The 25835-nt window shown below is 68.6% G+C and carries 18 protein-coding genes and 3 pseudogenes; 9 read left to right on the forward strand and 12 right to left on the reverse strand.

What is annotated here, in order from left to right:
* Window positions 1-37: 37 nt before the first annotated feature.
* The 11 genes and pseudogenes from ABIE41_RS07175 to ABIE41_RS24260 form a co-directional block, all read right to left on the reverse strand.
* Window positions 38-1096 carry an ABC transporter ATP-binding protein gene (locus ABIE41_RS07175; RefSeq protein WP_192644287.1) on the reverse strand — a complete coding sequence of 353 codons (1059 nt, stop codon included), beginning with the start codon at window positions 1094-1096 and terminating at the stop codon, window positions 38-40.
* Between the two features lie 4 nt (window positions 1097-1100).
* The gene (locus ABIE41_RS07180; RefSeq protein WP_354191820.1) at window positions 1101-1919 is read right to left on the reverse strand and encodes an ABC transporter permease; all 819 of its coding nucleotides are present in this window, start codon (window positions 1917-1919) and stop codon (window positions 1101-1103) included.
* 103 nt (window positions 1920-2022) lie between these two features.
* Complete coding sequence (locus tag ABIE41_RS07185) at window positions 2023-3258, reverse strand: metal-dependent hydrolase family protein (protein WP_192644285.1); 1236 nt, start codon at window positions 3256-3258, stop codon at window positions 2023-2025.
* 194 nt (window positions 3259-3452) lie between these two features.
* Entirely contained in the window at window positions 3453-4736 is a 1284-nt protein-coding gene (locus ABIE41_RS07190) for a glycosyltransferase family protein (RefSeq protein ID WP_192644284.1), read from the reverse strand.
* A gap of 138 nt (window positions 4737-4874) precedes the next feature.
* Window positions 4875-5168: a hypothetical protein gene (locus ABIE41_RS07195; RefSeq protein WP_192644283.1), complete on the reverse strand. Its 294-nt coding sequence runs from the start codon at window positions 5166-5168 to the stop codon at window positions 4875-4877.
* Window positions 5165-6001: a polysaccharide deacetylase family protein gene (locus tag ABIE41_RS07200; protein ID WP_192644282.1), complete on the reverse strand. Its 837-nt coding sequence runs from the start codon at window positions 5999-6001 to the stop codon at window positions 5165-5167. The genes ABIE41_RS07195 and ABIE41_RS07200 overlap by 4 nt, the downstream gene beginning before the upstream one ends.
* Window positions 5998-7140: a glycosyltransferase family 4 protein gene (locus tag ABIE41_RS07205; RefSeq protein ID WP_192644281.1), complete on the reverse strand. Its 1143-nt coding sequence runs from the start codon at window positions 7138-7140 to the stop codon at window positions 5998-6000. The genes ABIE41_RS07200 and ABIE41_RS07205 overlap by 4 nt, the downstream gene beginning before the upstream one ends.
* A 32-nt stretch (window positions 7141-7172) precedes the next feature.
* Complete coding sequence (locus ABIE41_RS07210; protein ID WP_192644342.1) at window positions 7173-8264, reverse strand: ABC transporter permease; 1092 nt, start codon at window positions 8262-8264, stop codon at window positions 7173-7175.
* A 107-nt stretch (window positions 8265-8371) separates the two neighbouring features.
* Window positions 8372-9370 (reverse strand): ABC transporter permease, encoded by a 999-nt coding sequence (locus ABIE41_RS07215; RefSeq protein ID WP_192644341.1) that lies wholly within the window; start codon window positions 9368-9370, stop codon window positions 8372-8374.
* A 7-nt stretch (window positions 9371-9377) separates the two neighbouring features.
* Window positions 9378-11348 carry an ABC transporter substrate-binding protein gene (locus tag ABIE41_RS24255; RefSeq protein ID WP_192644280.1) on the reverse strand — a complete coding sequence of 657 codons (1971 nt, stop codon included), beginning with the start codon at window positions 11346-11348 and terminating at the stop codon, window positions 9378-9380.
* 6 nt (window positions 11349-11354) lie between these two features.
* Window positions 11355-13226: pseudogene (locus ABIE41_RS24260) on the reverse strand (ABC transporter ATP-binding protein); the annotation flags it as partial.
* Window positions 13227-13463: 237 nt separating this feature from the next.
* On the opposite strand from ABIE41_RS24260, the gene ABIE41_RS07225 reads away from it, so the two are divergent.
* From ABIE41_RS07225 to ABIE41_RS07235, 3 genes are read left to right on the forward strand one after another with little or no spacing between them, the layout of a single operon-like run.
* Window positions 13464-16199 carry an ABC transporter transmembrane domain-containing protein gene (locus ABIE41_RS07225; protein WP_192644278.1) on the forward strand — a complete coding sequence of 912 codons (2736 nt, stop codon included), beginning with the start codon at window positions 13464-13466 and terminating at the stop codon, window positions 16197-16199.
* Window positions 16196-16645 carry a cyclic nucleotide-binding domain-containing protein gene (locus ABIE41_RS07230; protein ID WP_192644277.1) on the forward strand — a complete coding sequence of 150 codons (450 nt, stop codon included), beginning with the start codon at window positions 16196-16198 and terminating at the stop codon, window positions 16643-16645. The genes ABIE41_RS07225 and ABIE41_RS07230 overlap by 4 nt, the downstream gene beginning before the upstream one ends.
* 16 nt (window positions 16646-16661) lie before the next feature.
* On the forward strand, window positions 16662-18584 hold the full coding sequence (locus ABIE41_RS07235; RefSeq protein WP_192644276.1) for an adenylate/guanylate cyclase domain-containing protein: 1923 nt from the start codon (window positions 16662-16664) through the stop codon (window positions 18582-18584).
* Between the two features lie 20 nt (window positions 18585-18604).
* Here ABIE41_RS07235 and ABIE41_RS07240 read toward each other — a convergent pair whose 3' ends face one another.
* Window positions 18605-19207, reverse strand: a complete 603-nt coding sequence (locus tag ABIE41_RS07240; RefSeq protein WP_192644275.1) for a hypothetical protein — start codon at window positions 19205-19207, stop codon at window positions 18605-18607.
* Window positions 19208-19232: 25 nt separating this feature from the next.
* Between ABIE41_RS07240 and ABIE41_RS07245 the strand changes: the two genes are divergently transcribed.
* The 6 genes and pseudogenes from ABIE41_RS07245 (at window position 19233) to cobT (ending at window position 25808) form a co-directional block, all read left to right on the forward strand.
* Window positions 19233-19895 carry a class I SAM-dependent methyltransferase gene (locus ABIE41_RS07245; protein ID WP_192644274.1) on the forward strand — a complete coding sequence of 221 codons (663 nt, stop codon included), beginning with the start codon at window positions 19233-19235 and terminating at the stop codon, window positions 19893-19895.
* Window positions 19892-21134 (forward strand): annotated as a pseudogene (locus tag ABIE41_RS07250) (glycosyltransferase). The gene ABIE41_RS07245 and the pseudogene ABIE41_RS07250 overlap by 4 nt, the downstream one beginning before the upstream one ends.
* Window positions 21135-21145: 11 nt before the next feature.
* On the forward strand, window positions 21146-22312 hold the full coding sequence (locus ABIE41_RS07255) for a glycosyltransferase family protein (protein WP_192644272.1): 1167 nt from the start codon (window positions 21146-21148) through the stop codon (window positions 22310-22312).
* Between the two features lie 179 nt (window positions 22313-22491).
* Entirely contained in the window at window positions 22492-23478 is a 987-nt protein-coding gene (cobS, locus tag ABIE41_RS07260; RefSeq protein WP_192644271.1) for a cobaltochelatase subunit CobS, read from the forward strand.
* 14 nt (window positions 23479-23492) lie between these two features.
* Window positions 23493-23909, forward strand: coding sequence for a GNAT family N-acetyltransferase (locus ABIE41_RS07265; protein ID WP_192644270.1), 417 nt, complete (start codon window positions 23493-23495; stop codon window positions 23907-23909).
* A pseudogene (cobT, locus tag ABIE41_RS07270) lies at window positions 23906-25808 on the forward strand (cobaltochelatase subunit CobT). The gene ABIE41_RS07265 and the pseudogene cobT overlap by 4 nt, the downstream one beginning before the upstream one ends.
* Window positions 25809-25835 lie beyond the last annotated feature (27 nt).

Here is a 25835-nt window from a genome sequence, read left to right on the forward strand (position 1 = left end):
GTGTACTCCCCTGTTGGACGCCCGTCGAAGCCCGAGATCAGGCTTCGCGCGGATAAACGAGCCCGGCGTCTTCGGCCCAGCCTATCATGATGGTCTCGCCCGGCTTCGGCTCGGCAACGCCGGCCTTGTTCGGGATCTGCAGTAGCATCCGGTCCGTTCCGGACAGGCTGACGTCGATCTCGAGGATCGCCCCGAGATAGGAGGCGTGCTCGACGCGCGCCTCGAAGCGGTTGTGAAGCCCTTGCGCCTCGCCGCCGACAGCGATGCGCTCCGGCCGCAGGGCGAGCGTCGCCGCGCCGGTGCCGGTCGCCGCTGCACAGCCGATCGCGACGCCGCCTCTGGTCTGGAAGCGACCGGGCGCGACGATGTCGCCATCGAGAAAGGCGCTGCGGCCGATGAAGCCGGCGACGAAGCGATCGGCCGGCCGCTCATAGAGCTCGCGCTGGGTGCCGATCTGGCGGACCTCGCCCTTTTCCATGACGACCAGACGGTCGGCCATGGTCAGCGCCTCTTCCTGGTCGTGGGTGACCATGATCGTGGTCAGGCCGAGCTTGCGCTGCAGGTCGCGGATCTCGACCCGGACCTCCTGGCGCAGCTTGGCGTCGAGATTGGAAAGCGGCTCGTCGAGCAGCAGGACGTCAGGCTCCATGGCGAGCGCGCGGGCGAGTGCGACGCGCTGCTGCTGGCCGCCCGAAAGCTGGCGCGGATAGCGCTCGTCGAAGCCGGCGAGCTGCACGAGGCGCAGCGCCTCGGCGACGCGCGGGGCCCTGTCGGCCGGCGAGATCTTGCGCATCTCCAGCCCGAAGGCGACGTTCTCGGCGACCGTCATGTGCGGGAAGAGCGCATAGCTCTGGAAGACGAGGCCGCAATTGCGCTTCCAGGGCGGGAGCGCCGTGACATCGCGCTCGCCGATCGCGATCTTGCCGGCGCTGGGGGCGATGAAGCCCGCGACCATGCGCAGCGTCGTCGTCTTGCCGCAGCCCGAGGGGCCGAGCAGGACGAGGAACTCGCCATCGGCGATGTCGATGTCGACATTGTTGACGACGGTCAGGTCGCCATAGGTCTTGCGGAGGTTCTCGATCGAAAGCCGTGCCATCGTCTCAGACCACCCGGCTCAGCTTGACGTAACGGTCGGTCACGATCATCGCGACGGCGATCAGGACGATCTGGATCAGGGATGCTGCGGCCACGGTCGGATCGATCTTCCATTCGAGATATTGCAGGATGGCGATGGGCAGTGTCGTGCGGCCGGGGCCGACGAGGAACAGGCTCATCTCCAGATTGCCGAAGGAGGTGACGAAGCCGAAGAGCCCCGCCGCGACGATGCCGGGGCGGATGCTCGGCAGCGTTACCCGCCGGAAGGTGGTGAAGGGACCGGCGCCGAGGTTCTGCGCGGCCTCCTCGATCGTGCGGTCGAAGCCGACGAGGCTGGCGGTGACCAGGCGGACCACCCAGGGGATGACCACGAGGGTGTGGGCTGCGATCAGGCCTCCGAGCGACCCCATCACCGGCAGGCCCGTGGCGATCTCGGTCTCGATCTGGAAGACGTAGGTCGCCGTGCCCAGCACGATGCCCGGCATGACCAGCGGCAGCAGCAGCAGCGTGTTGTAGGCCGGGCCGAGGACGATCCGGTGCCGCACCAAGGCGAGGCTCGCGGGCACGCCAAGCAGCAGGCCGATCAGCGTGGCGGAAACGCCGACCTGAAGGCTGAGCACGAAGCCGTTGATGAAGGGCTGGTTGTTGGCGGCGGCCGAGAACCATTTCAGCGAATAGCCCTCCGGCGGAAAGGAGGGGATCTCCTGCCGGAAGAAGGCGAGCCAGGTGACGAAGATCAGCGGCAGCAGAATGTAGAGCAGCGCAACCGCCGCCGCGCCGTTGAGGGCGATGCGGCCCAGGCTCGGGCGGGTGGTGGCGCTCACTGGCATTCTCCGGCCAAGCCGGACCGGGCACGACCATCCTGGCCGAGGCGAAGCCGCGCGGGTCCGGGATGACGGCGTGTTGTCCTACGCATTCAGACTGCTCTCACTGCAGCGTGTTCTTATGGAACGCGCCGCCCTTCATGATGACCGGCAGCCGCGCGCCCTGGTCCTGCAGGAGGGCCAGGTCTTCGAGCGGGTTGCCGTCAACCAGGATCATATCCGCATAAGCCCCAGCACGCAGCGTGCCAAGCTTGCCTTCCATGCGCAGCAGCTGGGCTCCGACGGTGGTGGCGGAACGGATGATCTCGATCGGCGAGAGCACCTCGCGGCGCAGCAGGAACTCGCGAGACTGATCGACCTGGAGCTCGCCGAGCAGGTCCGAGCCATAGGCGACGGGCACGCCGGCGCGCTTGCAGATTTCCAGCGAGCGCAGGCCGCCGTCGATAACGAGGTCGTTCTTGGCGAGCATGTCGCCATCCATGCCGAATTCCGCGGCGCGCTCCTTCATCGCATAATAGGCGACGAGGTTGGCGGTGAGGAACATGCCCTTCTCCGCCATCAGTTTCGCCGAGGCGTCGTCGATCAGGTTGCCGTGCTCGATGGCGCGCACGCCGCAATTTGCGGCGCGGGTGATGGCCTCGGGCGTATAGGCATGGGCACAGACATAACGGCCGAAGGCGGCGGCTTCCTCGACGGCGGTGCGGACCTCGTCGAGGCTGAACTGGAGCGAGTCGAGCGGGTCGTAAGGCGAGGCGACGCCGCCCGACATCATGATCTTGATGTGGTCGGCGCCGAGCCGCATCTGTTCGCGCACCGATTTGCGCACGGAAGACACGCCGTCGGAGACGTTCATCGTATAGGCCATGGCGTTGCAGCAGTTGCAGCGCGAACCGAAATCGGTGCGCCGGCGCGGGTCGCTGTGGCCGCCGGTCGGGCCGATCGCCTGGCCAGCGATGAAGAGGCGCGGCGCCGCGACATGGCCCTTGTCGACCGCTTCCTTGATACCCCAGTCTGCGCCACCGGTGTCGCGGACAGTGGTGAAGCCGCGGTCGATCATGCCCTTCATCAGGCCGATGGCGCGTGCCGTCATCAGCGTCAGCGGCATGCTCTCCAGCGACCGGATCACGACCTCGGTGAGGAAGACATGGACGTGGCTGTCGATCAGCCCCGGCATCAGCGTGCGACCGCCGCAATCGATGACATCGGCCGTTTTCGAGGTGATCGGCTTGTCGGAGAGTTCGCGGATCGTTTCGCCCTCGACCAGCAGCTCGTAGCCGGCGCGCACCTCGCCGAAATCGGGCTCGAGGAGGGCGAAGTTCTTGAACAGCAGCGGCGCCATGGCGGGCATCTCCTCCGTCAAGGCCCTGCGATCGCAGGCCCCTATTGCAGCCGCTGATATATTGAGAAGTTTATTCTGCCTTGTCCATCGCCGCGGGCTTGGCCGGGGGCAGGCCGGGCATGCCCTCAGCCCATGGGCGGCACATCCTCAAGGGGCCTTTCGGTCTCCCGCAGCTCAGCTCGGCTTTTTGTGCTTCAGCTCTTGGCGACGCTGCTCTGGGCCGGCGCGCGATTGCGTACGGGAAGCGAGAGGTCGTCCGCCAGGGCGCGGCTGATCGTCGGCAGCCCGTCCAGCAGGTTCGGCACGAAGGCCTGCGAGGGCGGCATGCGGCGCGGCAGGGCGTGGAGCGCGCGCGCCATCATCAGCGGGTCGCGCTGCCCCTCGCCGCTCTCCTGCGGATCGTGCAGCACGTCGATCAGCCGCAGCTGGTCGGCCCGCTCGGCCCGGATCGCCTGTTCGAGGCGCGGCCTGACGCGCGGGACGATCAGCGCCGGCTTGTCGAAGGAGAGCACCTCGCAGAAGGTGTTGTAGCCGCCCATCGCGACGACGCAGTGGGCCCGGTTCATCAGCAGTTCGAGGCGCGGCTCGAAGCCGAGACTCTCCAACTTCGGGATGCGGGCGATCCGCTCGGCGAAGTCCTTGCGGCGCTCGCGCGACATGAAGGGGCCGAAGACGATCAGAGAGGGCAGTTCGATCGTCGGATCAGCCTCATAGGCGGAGATCACCCAGTCGATCACGCCGGCGCCGTCGCCCCCGCCGCCCGGCGTTACCAGGATGAAGGGCCCCTTGGTGATGCGGGGATAGCGCGTCGGCGGCATCGGGCTGGGGACGGCCCGCTTGAGATAGCCGGTGTAGCGGATCTTGTGCTCGAAGAGATGCTGGTTCGGCAGGCCTGCCAGCGGCTGGTAGATGCTCTCCAGGCCATAGACGAAGATGTCGTCATAGATCTGCCCGAGCGCATCGAGTGCCCCACTCTGCCGCCATTCCTCGTGAAGCTTGGCCGGCTCGTCGAGCACGTCGCGCAGGCCGAGGACGATGCGTGCGCCGCGGCGGCGCAGGATGTCGAGCGCCGGCACCAGCTCGCCGCGCAGGCCGATCGGCTCCTTGTCGACAATGACGACGTCGGGATCGAAGGAGAGGACGACCTGCTTGATGATGTCGGTCCGCAGCCGGATCGTGTCGTTGAGATCGAGATTGAGATGATGCGGGCCATAGCGCCCGTCCGTCTGCTTCTCGACGCCGGGGATGCGGACATAGTCGACGCCGTCGCCGAACTGGAAGCTCGAGATCACCGAGGAGCCGGAGACGATGATCACTGATATATGAGGATAGCTCGCAACCAGCGAGTTCGCGATCGCGCGGCAGCGGCGGATATGGCCGAGGCCGAAGGTGTCGTGGCTGTAGATCAGAACCCGCGGCGCATGAGAGCTACGCGGTGTCCGCTCGGCGCCCGAAAGGTCGACGACGTTGAAAGGCATATCCGCGTCGCCCCCCGCAGATAGGTCAGACGACCTCGTGCCGAGGACGAACGCACCTGAGAATACGCAACCCCGCTTATAGCGCGAGGTTGGAACGTCTCCAAGTCCGCAGCCGGCTGGTCGCCGCCCGAATTGTCCTCAAGGGCAGGCATAGCCCTGCCCGTCGGGCAGGCAGCGGTTTCCGTTGGGGAGGACGAGGGCACCGCGGGCGTCGCGCAGGACGCGCTCGCCATTCGGGAGCAGGAAGCCGCCGGTGGCGTCCATCGGCGCGCGCGTGCCATCGGGCAGGACGACTTCACTGCCGATAATGGCGATGCGCTTGGAGGGCGTGCTCTGCGGCATGCCAGCGGGCTGTGGCCTCGGCGAGGTGCTGCAGGCGCCAAGGGCGAGGGCGCCGGAAAGGGCGGCGGCGACGGCAATCGATTTTTTCATGGGCGCTCAACGTTCGGTTGGGGCGATGGTTCCGCGGTCCGGCGGTCGGGCGCCGTCGTGGAGAGGGGGAGCTCAAAGATCTGTCGGGGATCGCCCGGCAGGACGGCGGGATGGACCAGCGCCGCGGCGAGGAAGGCCTGGAGGAAGGCCCAGGCCGTATCGTCATGATCGCGGTGGTGGAGCAGCACTCCGAAGGCGATGTCGCGCTCGCCGCCGAGACGGTGCGCGGCGAGCAGGCGGCAGGTCTCCTCGACCAGATCCGCGTGGCGGCGGCCGGTCCGGCTGGTCCAATCCATGATGTCGAGCTGGGTGTTGGCGAGGCGCGGGCCGCCTTCGGGGCCGAGCCGGTAGCCGCGGAAGCAGGAGAGCCCGGCGAAGCCGAGCCCCGGCAGCCTTGCGGCATGAGCGGGGTCGATGCGGTTCCAGGGTGGCACGAAGACCGGCAGCGGCGCGGCCTCCAGCACCTCTCCGAGGCGCCGCCAGGCTGTCGCGATCTCGGCGTCGAGGTCCGGCGCGCTGCGGGAGGGCCCGAACTCCGCCTTCTTCGCGGGCGGCTTCGCGTGGTTGCGATGCCAGGTCCCGTGCTGGCAGGGCAGCAGAAGCGGCATCCGCCGCAGCGCCTGGCCGAGCGATGGTTCAGCCAGCATGGGGATGACGGCGAGCAGGACGGGCAGCCCGTGCCGCTCGGCGAGCGCCGACAGCGCGTCGAGAGCCGGGCTGTCGGCGATGGCATCGTCGTCGCGCAACCAGAGACGGATGCGCCCTCCGATGGTGCCCCAGCGGTCGAGCTCCGCCTGAAGGTCGCCCCAGAGGTCCGAGAGAGGCGTCGTCACGGCGTGGGCTCCATGGCGGGCCGCGCCCGGCGCGCGGCGCGGTTGGCGACGGCGACCGCCAGCCCCCGTGCGAGAATCGCCGCCGCACCAGCGGGGCTGCGTTCTTCCAGGGCGAAGCGGCGGGCGGCTGCGCCCATCGAAGCGCGTCGCTCTGCCTCGTCGAGCAGCCCTGCGAGGCTGCGAGCGAACGCCGCCTCGTCGCCCTCCGGCACCAGCAGGGCGGTTTCGCCTGCGCGTACCGTGGCCGAGACGCCGCCGCTGTCGAAGGCAACGATCGGCAGGCCCACCGCCTGTGCCTCCAGATAGACCAGCCCATAGGCCTCGCGCACGCCCGGCCAGACGAAGAGATCGTGGGCCGCCATCTCCGCGACGACCTGGTCATGCGGAATCGCGCCGCGCCAGGCGATGCGCCCTTCGGGAAATCCGGCAAAGGCCGCCTCGACCTCGGCCCGGCGCCGTCCGTCGCCGATCACGGTGAGCGTCCAGGGCCGGTCGAGGAGAGGCGAGAGCACCCGTGCCAGCACGCGATAGCTGTTCTCCTTGGTGCCCTCGCGCATCATCGCGACGGTGACGAGCCGGGGTATAGAGGCGTCGGCACCGGCGCGACGCGGCGGCTCTGCTGCGAAGGCGATGAAGGGCGGCAGCTCCATCAGCGCGGTGCGATCCGAACGCCAGCGCTCGAGGCCGAGGCGATCGCGCTCGGTGAAATGGAAGTGCAGGTCGGCTGCCGCCAGTCCCTCGCGGACGAGGCGGGTGTGGGCAGCCCAGTCGCCGCTGGCGCGGCGCTCTGCATCGCTGGCCTCGGCCACGACGTAGGGAATGCCGAGCCGCTGCGTGATGGCGGGGCCGAGCAGGTCCGGCGCCTTGTAATAGTTGTGATAGGTGAACCAGAGATCGGGGGCGGCACCATCGGCCTGCCATTGCGCGAGCAGTGCCTCAGCGCGCCGGTCTGCAGCGGCCTGATGGGCCGCAAGCCGCCCGGGTTCGGGCGTCGGCATGAAGTCGCGCGCGCCGATGCCCGGCGTCACGCTATGCCCGAGTCCCTCCAGCGCCGCGACGAGCTGGCGCGCCATGCGCCGGTCGCCCGAGATGCGACCGTCGTCATAGAGGTTCAGCGGGGTGTGGAAGGCGATACGCACCGGGTTTTATTGGTAGGTGGGCCTGGAGCCGTTCAGCGATATGGGTCGGCCGCGTCGCGCAGGCCGTCGCCCAGAAAGTTGAAGGCGAGGATGATGAGGATGACAGGGACGACCGGATAAAGCAGCCAGGGATACAGCGCCACGACATTGATGTTCTGCGCCTCGTTGAGCATGACGCCCCAGCTCGTGATCGGGGGCCGCAGGCCCAGCCCCAGGAAGCTCAGCGCGGTTTCGCCGAGGATCGTCTTGGGGATGGTGATCGTCGCCGAGGCGATGAGATGGCTCATGAAGCCCGGGACGAGATGCAGGCCGATGATGCGGGCGGGCTTCGCCCCCATGAGCTGGGCGGCGACGACGTAGTCCTCCTCGCGCAGCGAGAGCAGCTTCGAGCGCACGGCGCGCGCCAGCCCGGTCCAGTCCATCAGGCCGAGGATCACCGTAATGCCGAAATAGACCAGCAGCGGGCTCCAGGACGGCGGCATGATCGCCGCCAGCGCCAGCCAGAGCGGGATATGCGGCAGCGACTGGACGATCTCGATCAGGCGCTGGACGACGAGATCGACCTTGCCGCCGTAATAGCCGGCGATGCCGCCGATGATGACGCCCAGCACGAAGGAGACGAAGACCCCGAGCAGGCCGATCGAGAGCGAGATGCGCCCGCCATAGAGAATGCGGGAGAGCACGTCCCGCCCGAGCCGGTCGGAGCCGAGCAGGAACAGGGTCCCGCCCTCGGCCGGGCAGACCAGATGCAGATTGCCGGGGATCAGCCCCCAGAAGACATAGTCCTCACCGCGGCAGAAGAAGCGCAATGGCTGCGGCCTGCTGCGGTCGACATCGTATTCGCGCTTCAGGTTCTCCATGTTGAGGCGCTGTGTATAGGGATAGACGAAGGGGCCGACGAAGCGCCCCTCATGGAACAGATGCACCTCCTGGCGCGGCGCGCGGATGAAGTCGGTGTTGCGCGTGGTGTAGTGGTAGGGCGCCAGGAACTCGGCGAAAGCCGCCATCGCATAGATCGCCAGGATGACGACGCCGGAGATCAGCGCCAGCTTGTGGCGGCGGAACTTCCACCACATCAGCTGCGATTGCGAGGCGAGATAGACGCGCTCCTGCTCGGGCGTCATCACCTCGACGGCATTGGGCTCGAACGGCGCGGTCGAGGCCGTATGCGGCAGCGGCGCGCCGTCGGGCGGCAGCGTCTTCGTCGAAGCGGTTGTCAGGGACGCCGAGCTCACTTGGTCGCCGCTCCCTGCAGGCGGATCCGCGGATCGAGGATCGCCAGCGCAATGTCCGAGATCAGCACGCCGATCACGGTCAGGAAGGAGAGGAACATCAGGAACGAGCCGGCAAGATACATGTCCTGGCTCTGCAAAGCGCGGATCAGCAGCGGGCCGGTCGTCTGCAGGGAGAGCACGATGGCGACGATCTCGGCGCCGGAGACGATCGAGGGCAGGATGTCGCCGATATCGGAGACGAAGAAGTTGAGCGACATGCGCAGCGGGTATTTGCGCAGCGCCTTGCCGGGCGGGAGGCCCTTGGCGCGGGCGGTGACGTAATACTGCTTCTGCAGCTCGTCGAGCAGATTGGCGCGCACCGAGCGGATCATGCCGGCAGTGCCGCCGGCGCCGATGATGATGACCGGAATCCAGAGGTGCTCCAGCACCGAGGCGGCCTTGGCCCAGCTCATCGGCTGGTTGAGATATTGCGGGTCGACGAGGCCGCCGATCGAGGTGCCGAACCAGACATTGGCGGCGTACATGAACACCAGCGCCAGCAGGAAATGCGGCACGGCAAGCCCGATCAGGCCCATGAAGGTCAGCCCGTAATCGCCCCAGCTGTACTGATGCGTGGCCGAATAGATGCCGATCGGGAAGGCGACGACCCAGGTGAAGATGATCGTAACGAAGGAGACGATCATCGTCAGCAAGAGCCGGTCGCCGACGATCTCCCGTACCGGGCGCTGGTACTCGAAGGAGTAGCCCATGTCGCCCTGGAGCAGGCCCACCACCCACCAGACGTAGCGCTCGGCCACCGGCTTGTCGAAGCCGTACTCCTTCTTGAGGAACTCGATGCGGGACAGGTCGGCCTTCTCGCCCTGCGCCTGCATCTCGGCGGCCAGCGTTTCGAAATAGTCCCCTTCCGGCAGGTTGATGACCGTGAAGATCAGCGCGCTGGTGACGAGCAGCGTCGGGATCATCACCAGGATGCGCTTGAGAATGTATTTCAGCAGCACGGTTTCAGCCCCTGGCCCTGTCGAGGCCGACGGTCTTGCGGGTGTCGAACCAGAAGGTGTCGGGCATGTAGCGGCCGAAGAAGGCGCCGGGTTCGAAGCTGTAGAGCCCCTTCTGCGGAACGTTCTTCAGGTCGCGCGAGACGACGACGGGCTGCAGCGTGCCGTTGACAACGCCGATGGCGAAGAGCTGCTCGGCATTGATCTGCAGCATGCGCCGCCAGATCTGCCGGCGCTCGGCCTGGGTGGCGCTGCCGCGCCACTGGCCGTAGAGCGCGACGAGTTCCTGCGCCTCGGCCAAGTCCGGTGCCTCGCCTTCGCGGCCGCCGGTCTCGTGAAACTGGCCCCAGCGCGGCCAGTTGAACTGGGCGGCGCTGGTGGGGGCGAGCGCGTCCGGCTCCATGTCCGCGGCGACGAGGCCGTTATCCATGCCGGCCCAGGCGGACATGATCGTCTGTCCCGCGACGATGCGGCGGCGGAAAACGTCGCGCTGGGTCGAGCGGGGATAGATCTTGATGCCGACGGCGTAGAGATCCTGCTTGATCAGGTCGAGGATATCGGTCTCCTCGGTGCTCTCGCCGGCGGTCTCGATGGTGAATTCGAGCCTCCGCCCGTCGGGCAACAGGCGGATGCCGTCGGCAGCGCGCTTGTCCAGGCCGGCCCCGTCGAGCAGCCGGTCGGCCAAGGCGGGGTCGTGCTGCATCCACAGCTTCGCCTGGCCGGCATCGTAGAGCGGGCTCTCGGGCAGCGCGGTGTTGCCGCTCTCCTTGGCGAGGCCGAAGAAGATGACCTGGTTGATGTCCTTGCGGTTGATCGCCACCGACAGGGCCTTGCGGTAGCGCAGGTCGCGGTTGAGGTCGCGCCAGACCGGGTCGATGGCGTTCAGGTTCGGCATGAGGGCGAAGTAGGAGCCCTCGGCGCGGGTCCAGAGGCGGACGTCGAAATTCATCCGCTTCGAGGCGTCCTTGAGGAAGGTGTAGTTGTCGAAGCGCAGATAGCGGGCCTGCAGATCGGCCTCGCCGGCCGCTGCCTTGGCAGGCACCAGGGAATGCGTGCCGACGGTCAGCGTGACCTCGTCGACATAGGGCAGCTGCCGGCCATTCTCGTCGATGCGGTGGAAATAGGGGTTGCGCTCGAAGGTGAACTGCTCGGCCGGCAGCGGCGTGATGTTGCGCCAGGGGTCGAGCGTCGGCAGGTCGGGGTTCTCGGGCCGGTACATGCGCGAGAGCCGCTCGTGCAGGGCGCCCCAGTCCCGGACGCGCGCCTGCCGGACACGCGATTGCAGCGTCACCGGATCGGCATGGTCGATGTGGAACTGCCGCAGATAGCCGGACGGCATGCAGATATAGGTCGGCTGCGCCCCGGCCAGCGCCGGCAGGAAGATCGGGTTGGGCTTCGACCAGCTGTAGCGGATTTCCGTCTCGCTCAGCACCTCGAAGACCGGTGGCTCGCCGTCCGCCAGCAGTGCCTGGGGCGGGCCGCCGGGCGAGAGCCGCTTGTTGTTGGCGACATGCACCCACCAGTAGCGGAAATCCTCGGCGGTGAAGGGCGCCCCGTTGGACCAGCGATGGCCGGGGCGCAGCCGCAGGGTGAAGATGCGGCCGCCCTCGACCTCGAAGCTCTCGAGCACATCGGGCGCGATCTCGAGATTCTCGTCGTAGCCGACCAGCCGCGTATAGCCATAGAGCGTCATCATGCGGATGTCGCGCTGATCGCCCATGAGCATGCGCATCGTGCCGCCATGGCGGCCGGGCGCCCTGTCCTCGCCGGTCAGGGCGACCACGCGGGGCGAGGCCGGCACCCGCTGCGCCACTGGCGGCAGCGCGCCGGCGGCGACGCGTTTTTCGAGGAACGGGCTGTCGATCAACTGCTCGGGCCGAGCGCTCGCGGCGGGGGCGAGGCGCGGCAGTCCGGTCGCGGCTGCGGCGGCCGATCCCAGCAGCAGCGCCTGGCGGCGCGTCGGGCGCAGCGGTTTCATCAGCGCCATCTCCCGCAGTTCGGCGCCCGGGCGGGCCAGCACGAAATGGCCGTCCCCGAGCGGCAGATGGGTCAGGGCCTGGCCTTCGGGATCATGCCGGAAGACCCGGTCCCAATGGCTGGAATCGGAAGCGCCGCCGGGTGCGGCCAGCTTGAAATCGAGCTTGCGGTCGAGATCGGCGAAGGGGACCGAGCGCAGCAACGCCCTGGTGTAGGGATGGACCGGACGGCTGAAGAGCGCGTGGCGCGGCGCGATCTCGACGATGCGGCCATTGGCCATCACGGCGATGCGGTCGGCCATGTAGTTCACCACGGCGAGGTTGTGCGAGATGAACAGGAAAGTAAGCCCGCGCTCGGCCTGGAGATCCTTGAGCAGGTTGAGGATCTGCGCCTGGACCGAGACGTCGAGCGCCGAGACCGGCTCGTCGCAGATGATCAGGTCGGGATCTAGGGCGAGCGCGCGCGCGATGCCGATGCGCTGGCGCTGGCCGCCGGAGAAGGAGTGTGGGTAGCGGTTGAGGAAACGGACATCGAGCCCGACATCCTCCATCAGCGTCCTCACCCGCTCGGCCTGTTCGCCGGAGCTGCCCTTGCCATGGACCACCAGCGGCTCGCGCAGGATGTTCGACACGGTCATGCGAGGGGAAAGCGAGGAGACGGGGTCCTGGAAGATCATCTGGACCCGGGGCCGGAAGGCGCGCAGCGCCTCGCCTTCGAGGCCGAGCACGTCGACCTTGGTCCGGCCGTCGTCGAAGACGATGGAGCCCGCATCGGGTGTGACGGCGCGCATGACGATCTTGCTGACCGTGGTCTTGCCGCAGCCGCTCTCGCCGACAAGGCCGAGGCATTCTCCCCGCCGGATGTCGAAGCCGACATCGTCGACCGCCAGCACCGTCTGCTGCGTGCCCTTGCCGAAGAAGCTGCGCGAGCCGGTGGTGTAGGCCTTGCGCAGGCCGCGCACGCTCAGGAGCGGGCTGGCCTCGGCGCCGGCCTGCGGAGCGGTGCGCGGTGCGGCGGGCGGGCGGGGTCTCGCCTCGCGCAACGCCACGAGGCGTTCGCCCTCCGCCATGTCGAAATGCGGCGAGGCCTTGAGAAGGGCCTTGAGGTAGGGGTGGCGCGGCCGGCGGAAGATGTCCTCGACCGGGCCGCTCTCCATGATCTCGCCGTGATAGATCACCACCACCTCGTCGGCCATGTTGGCGACGACGCCGAGGTCATGGGTGATCAGCAGGATCGCCATGCCCATCTCGGCCTGGAGATCGCGCATCAGGTCGAGAACCTGGGCCTGGATGGTGACGTCGAGCGCCGTCGTCGGCTCGTCGGCGATCAGCAGCGCCGGCTGGCAGATCAGCGCCATGGCGAGCATGGCGCGCTGGCGCAGCCCGCCCGAGAGTTCGAACGGATAGAGTCCGTAGGCGCGCACCGGGTCCTTGAAGCCGACGCGGCCGAGCATCGCCTCGATCAGGCCGCGGGCCTCCGCCTTCGTCATGGGGCGGTGCAGGAGCAGCGCCTCCTCGATCTGGTTGCCGATCGTATGGACCGGCGAGAGCGACGACATCGGCTCCTGGAAGATCATGCCGATGCGCCCGCCGCGCAGGGCGCGGATCGCCTTGCCCTCGGCCGGCAGGGCGGCGATGTCGATGATGCTTTCTGGAGACAGGGGGTCGCGAAACAGGATCTCGCCGCCGGTCACGCCGCCGGCGCGCGGCAGCAGGCCCATGATCGCCTGGGAGATCACCGATTTGCCGGAGCCCGACTCGCCGACAAGAGCGACGGTGCGGCCGGCGGGCACGCGCAGGCTGACACCTTTGACGACATCGCGTGCGAGGCCGTGAACGGTGAAGCCGATACGCAGATCGCTGATCCGAAGGATATCCATCAGCCGCCTTCGCCGGAGCGTCGCCCCCATTTCCTCAGCACAACGCCACTAGACGCGGAAAGTGCCGGTTTGCCAACGGGTTTCGACCGGCTGCGACACCGCGCCGGACAATGTCGCCCCGCCATGACGGCTGCGTGAAAGCCGGCGCATTGCGCTCGCGTCGCGGCTGGCACACATATGGATGCTCGAAGGTCAGGACACGGGCGCCCGGTTTCGGCGCGCCGGCGAGGATTCCCGTTGGAGACCAGCCTCTTCCGATATGTCTGGGAGAAGAGCCGCGGCGAACAGATCATCGTCCTGCTCATCATCCTCGCTTCGATCCCGTTCTACTGGGCGTCCTTCGACGTGCCCAAGCGCATCGTCAACGATGCGATCCAGGGCAATGCCTTCAAGGACGGCAAGACCACAGCGACCCTGCTCGATTTCACCCTGCACCTGCCCTCCTTCCTCGGCGGGGCGAGCTTCAAGCTGTTCGAGGGATTCCAGGTCGGGCAGCTCGGCCTGCTGCTGGGCCTGAGCGGCTATTTCCTGTTCCTGGTGCTGGTCAACGGCGCGTTCAAATACGTCATCAACCTGCGCAAGGGCATCCTCGGCGAGCGCATGCTGCGCCGGATGCGCTACGATCTGTTCAGCCAGCTCATGCGCTTCCGCCCCGAGGACATCCGGGCGGTGAAGCCGGCCGAGGTCGCCAGCATGATCAAGGACGAGGTCGAGCCGATCGGCGGCTTCGTCGGCGACGCCTTCATCCAGCCGGTCTTCCTGCTGACGCAGGCGCTGACGGCGCTGACCTTCATCATGGTGCAGAGCCTCTGGCTGGGCTCGATCGCGCTCGTGATCGTGCTGGCGCAGGCGATCATCGTCCCGATCCTGCGGCGCGAGCAGCTGCGCCTGGGCCGTGAACGGCAGATCGCCTCGCGCCAGCTCGCCGGGCGCATCGGCGAGATCGTCGATGCCGGGCCGACGATCCAGGGCCATGGCGCGACGACCTATGTGCAGTCGGACATCGCCGGCCGGCTGGGGCGCCTCTTCGACATCCGCTACGCGCTCTACAAGCGCAAATTCGCGGTCAAGTTCCTGAACAACCTGCTCGCCCAGATCACGCCGTTCTTCTTCTATGCGATCGGCGGTTTCTTCGCCCTGCAGGGGCGGCTCGATATCGGCCAGCTCGTCGCCGTCATCGCCGCCTATCGCGACCTGCCGCCGCCGATCAAGGAGCTGATCGACTGGGACCAGCAGCGCAACGACGTCACGATCAAATACGAGCAGGTCATCGCCCAGTTCAACACCGAGGACCGCGTCCAGCTCGACGAGGAGGGCGGGGTCGCGCGCCTGCCGGAGGCGGGCGAGATCCGGCTCGACGGGGTGCAGATGCTGGACAATCGCGGCCAGCCCCTGCTGACGCCGCTGTCGGCGCGCATCGCGCGCCCCGGCGTCGTGGCCCTGGTCGGCCCGGCCGGCGGCGGGCTCGAGGTGCTCGGCCGCATCCTCGGGCGGCAGGCGATGAACTATTCCGGCCGGGTGATGATCGACGGCAGCCCGCTGGCGCGCATGTCGGTCGAGCGCGCGAGCCATCTGATCGGCTATGCCGGCAACGAGACCGAGATCATCGCCGGCACGATCCGCGACAACATCCTGCTGCCGCTGAAGCGGCGCCGCCCGGACATCCGTCCGCAGGGCCGGCTCTCGGCGAGCGAGCACCGGCGCTTCGTGGAATCGCTGCGGTCGGGCAACACGCCGCTGCCCTTCGAGGCCGACTGGACGGATTACGAGGGCGCGGGCGTCGCCGACGAGGCGGAGCTGGCGCAGCGGGTGAGGGCGGTGCTCGATGTGTTCGGCTGCGCCGAGGACGTCTACGAGCTCGGCCTCGACGGCAAGGTTACGGCCGGGCTGCGTGCCGAGGCCAAGGCCCAGATCGTCGATGCGCGCTGGGCGGTGGCCGAGGAGCTCGCCCGCAGCAAGCTCACCGGGCTGATCACGCCCTTCGACCCCGAGAGCTACAATGACAACGCCACGATCGCCGAGAACCTGATCTTCGGTGCGCGGATGAGCCCGCGCTTCGCCAACGAGACCCTGCTGTTCGAGCCCTATGCCCATGCGATCCTGAAGGCGGAGTCGCTGGTCGAGCCGCTGGTCGAGGTCGGCTCGCGCATCGCGAGCACGGTGGCCGAGATCTTCGCCGGGCTGCCGCACGGCCATGCGCTGTTCGAGCGCTACTCCTTCGGTTCGGGGCTGGATTTCGACCGGATGGGCGAGCTCGCGGCGCTGCTCGACAAGCATGACATGCGCAGCCCGCTCGATGCCGTGGCCGAGCGTGACCTGGTGGCGCTGGCGCTGGGCTACATCGAGCCCAAGCACCGGCTCAACCTCCTCGACGACCGGCTGCGCCAGCGGATCCTGCGGGCGCGGGCGAGCTTCAAGAACCATCTCCCCGCCGATGGGGCGGAGGATGTCGATTTCTACGATCCCGACAAGGTGATGCTCGGGGCGAGCCTGCGCGACAACCTGATGTTCGGCCGCATCGGCCACGGCGTCGCCGATGCGCGCAAGAAGGTCGCGATGATCGTGCGCAAGGCGCTGGCCCGCGCCGGCCTCGACGGGGATCTCTACCGGATCGGGCTCAACACCGATTGCGGCATCCGCGGACGCTTCCTGCCGACCCGGCTCAAGCTCGCCGTGCCCCTGGCGCAAGCGCTGATCAAGGCGCCGCAGATCGCGATCCTGGATCTCGGTGCCTTCCTCGCCACGACCGCCGAGCCAGACGCCGTCATCGCCCGGCTGCGCGAGCATTGTACCGGCATGACCCTGTTCCTTCTCGTCCGGGATGACCATCTCGTCGGTGACATCCCCCTCAGGATCGTCTTCAATGGCCCCTCGGCGACGCTGGAAAGCGGCACCGGCGAGGAGGACGAGGCGGCTCCGCCGCCTCCGTCGCGCCAGCGGAGCGGCATCGAGGCAATGGAGGCGCGGTCATGACCCTCGAAGCGGATATCTCCTGCCTGCGTCAGGTGCCGCTGTTTCGCAGCCTGCCCCTGCCGCGCTTGAAGCTGGTCGCGCTGATGGGCGAGAAGCTGCACTTCGAGCCGGGGACGCAGATCATTTCCGAGGGCGAGACTCCGGAGGGCGTCTTCGTCGTCCTGCAGGGCGATCTCGAGATTTCCCACGGCGGTGCGAACGGGGACGGGCCGCGGCTGCCGCTCCATACGGGCAGTCTGGTCGGCGACGTGCCGCTGCTCTCGGGACGCAGCTATGTCGGCGCCGTCACGGCGAGGACGGCCGTCGTCGCGCTCCGCCTGCCCAAGGACCTCTTCTTCGAGCTGCTGGAGACGATCCCCGATTTCAGCCTCGCCCTGACGCGCGACCTGGCCTCGCGGCTGTACCGGCTGGCCGACCGGACGCTCCATGCGGAGAAGGTGCATTGACGATCCGGATTTCCCCATGAGCCTTCAGCAAGCGGCGGCGCCGCGCGGCGGCATGGGCATTGAGCAGGTTTCGTCCTGGAGCCGCGACATCCGCTTCGCCTCCGGCATGATCCTGCTGTTCTTCGCGGCCACGCATTTCCTCAACCACGCCGCGGGCATCGCCGGCGTCGCGGCGATGGAGCAGGCGCAGGAGTGGCGCTACTGGCTCTGGCATTCCTGGGCGGGTACCGTCGCGCTCTACGGGTCACTGATCGTCCACCCCTTCTTCGCCCTGGTGCGGGTGGCGCAGCGGCGCACCTTCAAGATGCCGGCGCGCGAGATGCTGCAGATCGCGCTCGGGCTCGCGATCCCGCTTTTCCTGATCGACCACATCGTCGGCACGCGGGTGATGGGGAGCTTTTTCCATCTCGACGAGAGTTACCGCGCGGTGCTGCGCCGCCTCTGGCCTGGGCTGGCCGCGTCGCAGACCATCCTGCTGCTGCTGGTCTGGGTCCACGGCATCATCGGCCTGCATTTCACCCTGCGCTCGCGCGACGGTTATCAGCGCTGGCGCGATCCGTTCCTGCTGCTCGCGATCCTGATTCCGATCCTTGCCCTGATCGGCTTTGCCGTCGGGGGGCGCGAGGCCGACCAGATGGTGATGCCGCCGGAGGTCGCTTCGGACGCGCAGATCGTGATGTTCAACCAGAACGTCACCTGGGCGAAGGGCGTGTTCTACGGGCTGGTCGGCTGCTTCGTCGCCTTCGTGGCGATCCGCGAGATCCGGGTGCGGACGACGCGGCAGATCACCGTGCGTTTCGTCGGTCATGGCGTGCGCAAGCTGACGCCCGGCCTGACGGTGCTGGAGATGTTCCGGCGCTTCGGCATTCCCCATGCGGCGCTTTGCGGCGGGCGGGCGCGCTGCGCCACCTGCCGCGTGCTGGTGCTCGACGGCGGCGACGCGCTGCCGCCGCCGGGTGTCAACGAGGCCAAGCTGCTGCGCCGGATCTCGGCACCCGAGCGTGTGCGCCTCGCCTGCCAGATCCGCCCGCGCGACGATGTGCAGGTGCAGATCCTGCTGGCCTCGCGGCTGAGCGCGACGACGCCGGGCCAGATCGAGCCCGATACCAGCATCGGCAAGCGCGGCCTGACCGTCGTGGTCGCGGATCTGCGGGCCTTCTCGGCCCTGTCGGCCCGGCAGCTGCCGCAGGAGCTGATCGGCCTTCTGAACCGCTTCTTCGACGAGATGGCGCAGGCGATCTCGGCCCATGGCGGGCGCATCGACGCTTTCTATGGCGACGGCTTCATGGCCGTGTTCGGGCTGGAGGGAACGCCCGCCCGCAGCGCCCAGACCGCGATCGCGGCAGCCGGCGACATCGTGCGGGCGGTCGAGGCGCTGAACCGCGAGTTCGGCGCGGCGCTGCCCCTGCCGCTGCGGATCGGCATCGGTATCCATAGCGGCCAGGCGATCACCGGGGCCGTCGAGAACGAGAGCATGGGCCGGCGCGACATCACCGTCGGCGAGACGGTGGCGGTGGCCGCCCAGCTCGAACTGGCGACGCGCCGCGTGCTCGCCGACATTCTCGTCTCGGAGGACACGATCCGCGCCAGCGGACGCAGTTATCGCGGCACGACAGCGCTCAAGATCACCATCCGCGGGCGCGAGAAGCCGATCAACGCGATCGGTTTCGCCAGCGCGCCGGAGCTGGCCGACGAGCGCGACGATCGGGTGACGGCTCCCCCCGTCTTCGACGAGGCGCCCGAGATCGTTCCCGAAGTGGTCGATGTGCCGGCTGCGACCGGCGGGCTGGCCGTGCTGGAGGCCGCCGCGACGGCGCCGGGGCAGACGACGGCTCCTGCTCCGGAAGAGCGCGAGGAGACCGCGGCGCCGATCGCCCGCAAGCCGCGACGCAAGGCTGTGCCGAAGAAAACCGCGCCCCCCGAGGACGCAGGCGCCTGAGTCGCCAGCGGCCGCGCCCGTCAGGCGTCGCCGTAGACCAGGAAGCGCCTGCGGTCGAAGCCGGCGGCGCGCAGCGCCTCGTCATGGATCGTCAGCGAGAGGTCGATCGCGGGCGCGTCCGTGCGTGTCGCGGTCAGGGCGCCGATCTGCCCCTGCGCCCGTTCGAGGTCGAGCGCGTAATCGATCACGAGAACGGCGGCGCCAGCGGCCAGGGCGAGCAGTTCCGGCGGCGTCGCGGCGCGGCGTCCGAACGGCTTGAGCGAGAGGCCGAGCAGCACCAGCCCGTAGGGCGAAGCCGGCTCAAGCTCGACCTCCTGCAGCTTGGCGGCGATATGGCGCAGGCGGCAGGGCGCGCCGTCCAGCATGTCCGCCTCATGGGCTGGAATCTTCGGGTCGATGACGGTGACGCTGGTCGGCCGGTGAGTCAGGAAACCGGTGATCGGCAGGCCGGCGCCGCCGATCTCGACGATATGGGGGCAGTGGCGCACCGCATGAGCCGCCAGCACCTGCCGCAGTGCCGCCGCGGGGCTGGCGAGATGGGGCAGTCGCGTTCCGGCGAGGGCGTCCGGGTCCGGGTCGGCTTCGCTGGCCTTTGGGCCCGCGCTTGCATATGGTCCCGCCACCTTCGATCCCCGTTCTTGAAACGACATGACGTCCGACGCGCCGCCCGACGCCTTCTATGACATTCTGCGCGGCGTCGCAGCCCTGACCGGCAACCGCGTCGTGGGCGATCTCGCCCGGCTCGTCGCGGACGGAATGCCGCCCGATCTCTGGATCGCCTTCAATCACAAGCAGATTGGCTCGAAGCGCTGGCTCGTCGATGCGCTGGCAGAGGTTCTGCCGCGGCCAGACGGCCCGGTCTGGGTGCTCGGGGCCTGGTACGGCGTGCTCGGTGCACTGCTGCTCGACGACAACAGGCTGTCCATTCCCGCCGTCGTCAGCGTCGATCTCGACCCGGCCTGCGGACCCGTCGCCGAGCGGCTGAACCGCCGCCATCTCGCCGAGGGGCGCTTCCGGAGCCTGACGGCTGACATGATGGCGCTGGATTTCGCCGCCCAGGAGCCGAAGCCCGGCCTGGTGATCAACACGAGCTGCGAGCATCTGGCCGATGTGCCGGGCTGGCTTTCGACCTTGCCACGCGGGCTGCCGCTGCTGCTCCAGTCCAACGATTACGTGCGCGAGCCTGACCATCGCAGCTGCGTGCCCTCGCTTGAGGCGTTCCAGGCGCAGGCCGGCCTCTCCGAGACGCTCTTCGCCGGGGCGCTGCCGACGAAGAACTACACCCGCTTCATGCTGATCGGCCGGCGATGACGGAGCCGGTCATCGCGATCGCGATGAAGGGCTATCCGCGCCTGTCGGAGACCTTCATCGCGCAGGAACTGCTCGGCCTGCAGCAGCGCGGCCTGCCCTTCGCGATCTGGTCGCTGCGGCGCCCGACCGATGCCGCACGCCACCTGATGCACGACCAGATCAGCGTGCCGGTACACTATCTGCCGGAGTATCTGCATGAGGAGCCCGGGCGGGTGCTGCGCGGCGTCTTGAGCGCGCTGATGCGGCCCGGTCTGCTGCGGCTGCTGCCGGTCTTCCTGCGCGACCTCGCCCGTGATCGCACGCGCAACCGTCTGCGCCGCTTCGGCCAGGCCTGTGTGATGGCGCGTGAGCTGCCGGCGGCGACCGCGCATCTTCACGTCCATTACCTGCACACGCCGGCCTCGGTAATCCGTTACGCCGCCCTGCTGCGCGGCCTCGGCTGGTCGTTCTCGGCGTCATGCCAAGGACATCTGGACGACGCCGGACTGGGAGAAATCGGAGAAGATCGCGGATGCCGCCTGGGGCGTGACCTGCACGCAGGACGGCCACCGCGAACTGCAGCGCCTGGCCGACCGTCCCGACAAGGTCGCGCTGGTCTATCACGGGCTCGATCTCGGCCGCTTTCCGCCGCCCCCGGCACGCCCGCTGCGCGACGGGAGCGACCCTGCCGACCCGGTTCGCATCGTCACCATCGGCCGGGCGGTGGAGAAGAAGGGTTTTGACGATCTGCTGGCGGCGCTGGCGCGGCTGCCGGCCGGGCTGCACTGGCGGCTGACGCATATCGGCGGCGGCGAGAAGCTCAAGGCGCTGCAGGCGCAGGCCATAGCGCTGGGGCTCGGAGAGCGCGTGACCTGGGCGGGCCCGAAGGCGCAGGGCGATGTCATCGCCGCGCTGCGCGAGGCGGATCTCTTCGTGCTGCCTTCGCGCAAAGCTGGTGACGGCGACCGCGACGGGCTGCCCAATGTGGTGATGGAGGCGGCGAGCCAGGCCCTGCCGATCGTCGCGACCGATTTCGCCGGGATTCCGGAGTTCGTGCGCGATGGCGTCGAGGGGCTGCTGGTGCTGCCCGGCGATGTCGCGGCCCTGTCACAAGCGCTTGCTGCCCTTGCGGAGGCGCCGGAGCGGCGGGGCGCGCTCGGCGAGGCGGCGCTGGCCCGGCTGACGGGCGCCTTCTCGGCTGCGGCGGGGCTGGACGGGATCGCGGCACGGCTGCGCGCCTCGGCGGGGCTCGCGCCGTGAGCGTCGGGGCGGTGCCAGCGCGCGTCCTGATCGCGGTGACGCATCTGCTCGGAAGCGGCCATCTGGTGCGGGCGGCGCAACTGGCGCGGGCCCTGACCGAAGCAGGGTTCGCCGTGACGCTGGCGAGCGGCGGGATGCCGCTGCGCGACATGGCGGGCGAGGCCTTCGCCTTCGTGCAGCTGCCCCCGGTCAAGGTCGAGGGGCTGGATTTCCGCAATCTGATGGACGAAGCGGGCGCCCCGGTCGAGGCCAGCCGGCTGGCGCGGCGCCGGGCCATGCTCGCCGCCCTGGCGACGACGCTGAAGCCCGATGTCGTCGTGACCGAGCATTTCCCCTTCGGTCGCCGGCAGCTGGCGGAGGAATTCCTGACGCTGATCACCGCGGCGAAGGCCGCCAATCCGTCAGCGCTGGTGCTGGCCTCGGTGCGCGACGTGCTGGTGACGCCGCGCCCGGACCGGATCGCGGAGGCTGAACAGCGTCTGTCCTGCCTGTTCGACGGCGTCCTCGTCCATGGCGACCGGGAGTTCCTGCCGCTGGAGGCCTCCTGGCCGGTTTCGGCCGCCCTCGCACAGCGGCTGCACTATACAGGCTATCTGGCGCCGCCGTCGGTGCCGGCGTCCGCGCTGGCCGGCGGGGAGGGCGCGGGTGAGGTCATCGTCTCGGGCGGTGGCTCGGCGGCGGCACTGCCGCTGTTTCGGCTCTGCCTCGATGCGGCGCGGCTGGGCGACGCCTCGCGTCACTGGCGCATCCTCGTCGGCAGGGGCGTCGCGGAGAGCGATTTCGATGCACTGCGGCAATCGGCCTCGCCCAACGTCACGGTCGAGCGCGTGCGAGCGGATTTCCCGGTTCTGCTGGCGCGCGCGGCGCTGTCGATCAGCCAGGCCGGGTACAACACCGTGCTCGACCTCGTCGCCGCGGGCCGGCCGGCAATCGTCGTGCCCTTCGACGAGGGGGCCGAGACGGAGCAGGCGGTTCGCGCCGAGGCGATGGAAAAGGCCGGATTGGCGCGCTGCCTGAGGCTCTCGGGCCCCGAGCCGGCCCGTCCGGCCGATCTGGCGGCCGCGGTCGCGGCGGGGCTGGCGCAGGTTTCTGACCTCCGGCTCTCCATCGATCTCGGCGGCGCGGAGCGGGTGGGCGGCCTCCTGACCCGTCTCCTGGCGGCGCGGGCCCGCGGCTAACGACCCGCCGGCGGCACGTCTCTTGCCAAGCCCGGCATGCCTGCCGCGAAGTGCCGACCCGGCGCTTTGCGAATTGCCGGTCCAGGGCTTTGCCTCTAATTAGGAGGCATTGCCTCCCTCCTCGGTCGGCGTCGGGACAACCGGTCTTCCCCGGCCACGCTCCCACGCCCGGAGACTTGATGATGACAACGACGACTGCCGCCGGCCTGCCCGACATGAAGCTGTCGGTGCGCCAGACCTTCGGGATCGATTCGGATCTGGAGGTGCCGGCCTATTCGACGACCGAGGCGCATGTGCCCGATCTCGACCCGGACTACCGGTTCGACCACGACACCACGATCGCGATTCTGGCGGGCTTTGCCCATAATCGGCGCGTGATGATTTCGGGCTATCACGGCACCGGCAAGTCGACCCATATCGAGCAGGTCGCGGCCCGCCTGAACTGGCCCTGCGTGCGCGTCAACCTCGACAGCCACGTCTCCCGCCTCGATCTCGTCGGCAAGGACGCGATCGTGCTGAAGGAAGGCAAGCAGATCACCGAGTTCCAGGACGGCATCCTGCCCTGGGCGCTGCAGAACAACATTGCGCTCGTCTTCGACGAGTACGACGCCGGCCGCCCGGACGTGATGTTCGTGATCCAGCGCGTGCTCGAGCAGTCCGGCAAGCTGACGCTGCTCGACCAGAAGCGCGTCATCCGTCCCCACCCCGCCTTCCGGCTCTTCGCCACCGCCAACACGGTGGGCCTCGGCGATACCTCGGGCCTCTATCACGGCACGCAGCAGATCAACCAGGGTCAGATGGACCGCTGGTCGATCGTGACCACGCTGAACTACCTGCCGCATGACAACGAGGTCGCGATCGTGCTGGCGAAGTCGAAGCACTTCCAGGGCAGCCCCGAGGGCAGGGCGACGATCGACAAGATGGTCCGCGTCGCCGACCTGACCCGCAACGCCTTCATGAACGGCGACCTCTCGACCGTGATGAGCCCGCGCACGGTCATCACCTGGGCCGAGAACGCCGCGATCTTCGGCGATGTCGGCTTCGCCTTCCGCGTCACCTTCCTGAACAAGTGCGACGAGATGGAGCGCACGCTGGTGGCCGAGTTCTACCAGCGCTCCTTCGGCAAGGAGTTGCCGGAGAGCGCGGCGAACGTGGTCCTGAGCTGACGGTCGTCCCCGCCATGGCGACCCTCCAGCGCGAGACCGATGTCGCGGCGACGAGGGAGGCCGTGGTCGCGGGCTTGAGTGCCTATAACGCGGCCCGGGTCGGGCCGCGCAACAGCGAGCCGCTGGCGCTCAGCCTGCGCGACGAGGCCGGAACGATCGTCGGCGGGCTGATCGGCGAGCTGAAGTGGGAATGGCTTCATGTCGACCTGCTCTGGATCGACGAGGCCCATCGCGGCGCCGGCCATGGCGAGGCGCTGGTTGCGCTGGCTGAGACGGCCGCGCGCGAGCATGGCGCGCGGGGCGTCTATCTGAGTACGATGAGCATCCAGGCGCCGCAGTTCTATCCCAAGCTCGGCTACAAGCCCTGCGGCGTGATGGAGGACTATCCCGTCGCGGGTCACCGGATCCACCATTTCGCGAAGGCGCTATGACCCTTTCCAATCGCAAGCCCGGCACGACCAAGGAAGCGCCAGCGGAGCCGCTGAAGCGGGCCATCTCCTCGACGATGAAGGCGATCGCCCGCAAGCCGGAGATGGAGATCGTCTTCGCGGCCGACAAACCCTCTCTCGTCGGCGACCGCGCCCGGCTGCCCGAGCCGCCCCGCAAGCTGACGGCGCAGGACGTCGCGATCCTGCGCGGCCATTCCGATTCGATGGCGCTGCGCCTGGCCTGCCACGACGCCAGCGTGCATCGCCGCGCCGCGCCGGAAGGCGATGCGGCGCGTGCCGTGTTCGATGCGGTCGAGCAGGCGCGCGTCGAATGCGTCGGCTCGCGGCGGATGGCCGGCATGGCCGGCAACATCACCGCGATGCTGGAGGACCGCTACCACCGTGGCGGCCGCTATGAGGAGATCACCGACCGCGCCGACGCCCGCGCTCGAGGATGCGCTCGCCCTGATGGTTCGCGAGCGGCTGACCGGCCTGAAGCCGCCCAAGGCGGCCGAGAAGCTGGTCGATCTCTGGCGCGAGCAGATCGAGGCCAAGGCCGGCGCCGATCTCGACCGGCTGTCGAAGGCGGTCGAGGACCAGCGTGCCTTCGCCCGCACCGTGCGCGACATGCTGGCCTCGCTCGACATGGCCGAGCAGACGGCGCAGGGCGAGGACTCGGAAGAGGACGAGGACAACAAGGACCAGTCCTCCGACGAGCAGCAGCAGCAGGACGGCGAAGCCGAGCAGGAAAGCGCCGGCGAGCGCTCCGAGGTCGAGGTCTCGGACGACGCCACCGAGGAACTGCAGGAGGGGGCGACAGAAGCCTCCGACGCGCCCTCGGGAGACTGGGACGAGGAGGACGAGAACTCCGAGGCCGACGAGGCCGGCGAGGCGCCGCGCCCGCGCGAGAGCAAGTCCAACGACCGACCGCAGACCGACTACAAGCCCTACACCCAGAAGTTCGACGAGATCGTCACCGCCGAGGACCTCTGCGACGCCGAGGAGCTGACGCGGCTGCGGGCCTATCTCGACAAGCAGCTGGCGCATTTGCAGGGTGTTGTTGCGAGACTTGCAAATCGGCTGCAGCGGCGGCTGATGGCGCAGCAGAACCGCTCCTGGCAGTTCGACCTGGAGGAGGGCGCGCTCGATCCGGCACGCCTGCCGCGCATCATCATCGACCCCTACCAGCCGCTCTCCTTCCGGCAGGAATCGGACGTCAATTTCCGCGACACGGTGGTGACGCTGCTGATCGACAATTCCGGCTCGATGCGCGGGCGTCCGATCACGGTCGCGGCGACCTGCGCCGACATCCTGGCGCGGACGCTGGAGCGCTGCGGCGTCAAGGTCGAGCTGCTCGGCTTCACCACGCGGGCCTGGAAGGGCGGGCTCTCGCGCGAGAGCTGGCTGCAATCGGGCAAGCCGGCCAGCCCCGGCCGCCTGAACGATCTCCGGCACATCATCTACAAGGCGGCCGATGCGCCCTGGCGCCGGGCGCGCAAGAATCTCGGGCTGATGATGCGCGAGGGGCTGCTCAAGGAGAACATCGACGGCGAGGCGCTGGACTGGGCGCATAAGCGCCTGCTTGCGCGGCCCGAGCAGCGCAAGATCCTGATGGTGATCTCGGATGGCGCGCCGGTCGACGATTCGACGCTGTCGGTGAATTCCGGCAACTATCTCGAGCGGCATCTGCGGCACATCATCGCCGAAATCGAGACGCGCTCGCCGGTCGAGCTGATCGCCATCGGCATCGGACACGACGTCACCCGTTACTACCGCCGCGCCGTCACCATCGTCGACGCGGAAGAGCTTGGCGGCGTCATGACCGAGAAGCTCGCCGAGCTTTTCGAGGAGGATGCGGGGCTGAACGCCAAGCCGTCGCGCGGATCGCGGCGGCTGCAGTGAGCACGGCTCCAGACGCAGGCGCGTCGT

The organism is Bosea sp. OAE506, assembly GCF_040546595.1.
Lineage (GTDB): Bacteria > Pseudomonadota > Alphaproteobacteria > Rhizobiales > Beijerinckiaceae > Allobosea.

What these genes read in the sequence shown, in the direction of transcription:
- ABIE41_RS07265 (WP_192644270.1), top strand. Translation starts at nt 23,493, where the DNA reads ATGGCGACCCTCCAGCGCGAGACCGATGTCGCGGCGACGAGGGAGGCC.
- ABIE41_RS07230 (WP_192644277.1), top strand. Translation starts at nt 16,196, where the DNA reads ATGACCCTCGAAGCGGATATCTCCTGCCTGCGTCAGGTGCCGCTGTTT.
- ABIE41_RS07195 (WP_192644283.1), bottom strand. Translation starts at nt 5,168, where the DNA reads ATGAAAAAATCGATTGCCGTCGCCGCCGCCCTTTCCGGCGCCCTCGCC.
- ABIE41_RS07175 (WP_192644287.1), bottom strand. Translation starts at nt 1,096, where the DNA reads ATGGCACGGCTTTCGATCGAGAACCTCCGCAAGACCTATGGCGACCTG.
- cobS (WP_192644271.1), top strand. Translation starts at nt 22,492, where the DNA reads ATGATGACAACGACGACTGCCGCCGGCCTGCCCGACATGAAGCTGTCG.
- ABIE41_RS07245 (WP_192644274.1), top strand. Translation starts at nt 19,233, where the DNA reads ATGACGTCCGACGCGCCGCCCGACGCCTTCTATGACATTCTGCGCGGC.
- ABIE41_RS07210 (WP_192644342.1), bottom strand. Translation starts at nt 8,264, where the DNA reads ATGACGCCCGAGCAGGAGCGCGTCTATCTCGCCTCGCAATCGCAGCTG.
- ABIE41_RS07235 (WP_192644276.1), top strand. Translation starts at nt 16,662, where the DNA reads ATGAGCCTTCAGCAAGCGGCGGCGCCGCGCGGCGGCATGGGCATTGAG.
- ABIE41_RS07185 (WP_192644285.1), bottom strand. Translation starts at nt 3,258, where the DNA reads ATGGCGCCGCTGCTGTTCAAGAACTTCGCCCTCCTCGAGCCCGATTTC.
- ABIE41_RS07190 (WP_192644284.1), bottom strand. Translation starts at nt 4,736, where the DNA reads ATGCCTTTCAACGTCGTCGACCTTTCGGGCGCCGAGCGGACACCGCGT.
- ABIE41_RS24255 (WP_192644280.1), bottom strand. Translation starts at nt 11,348, where the DNA reads ATGAAACCGCTGCGCCCGACGCGCCGCCAGGCGCTGCTGCTGGGATCG.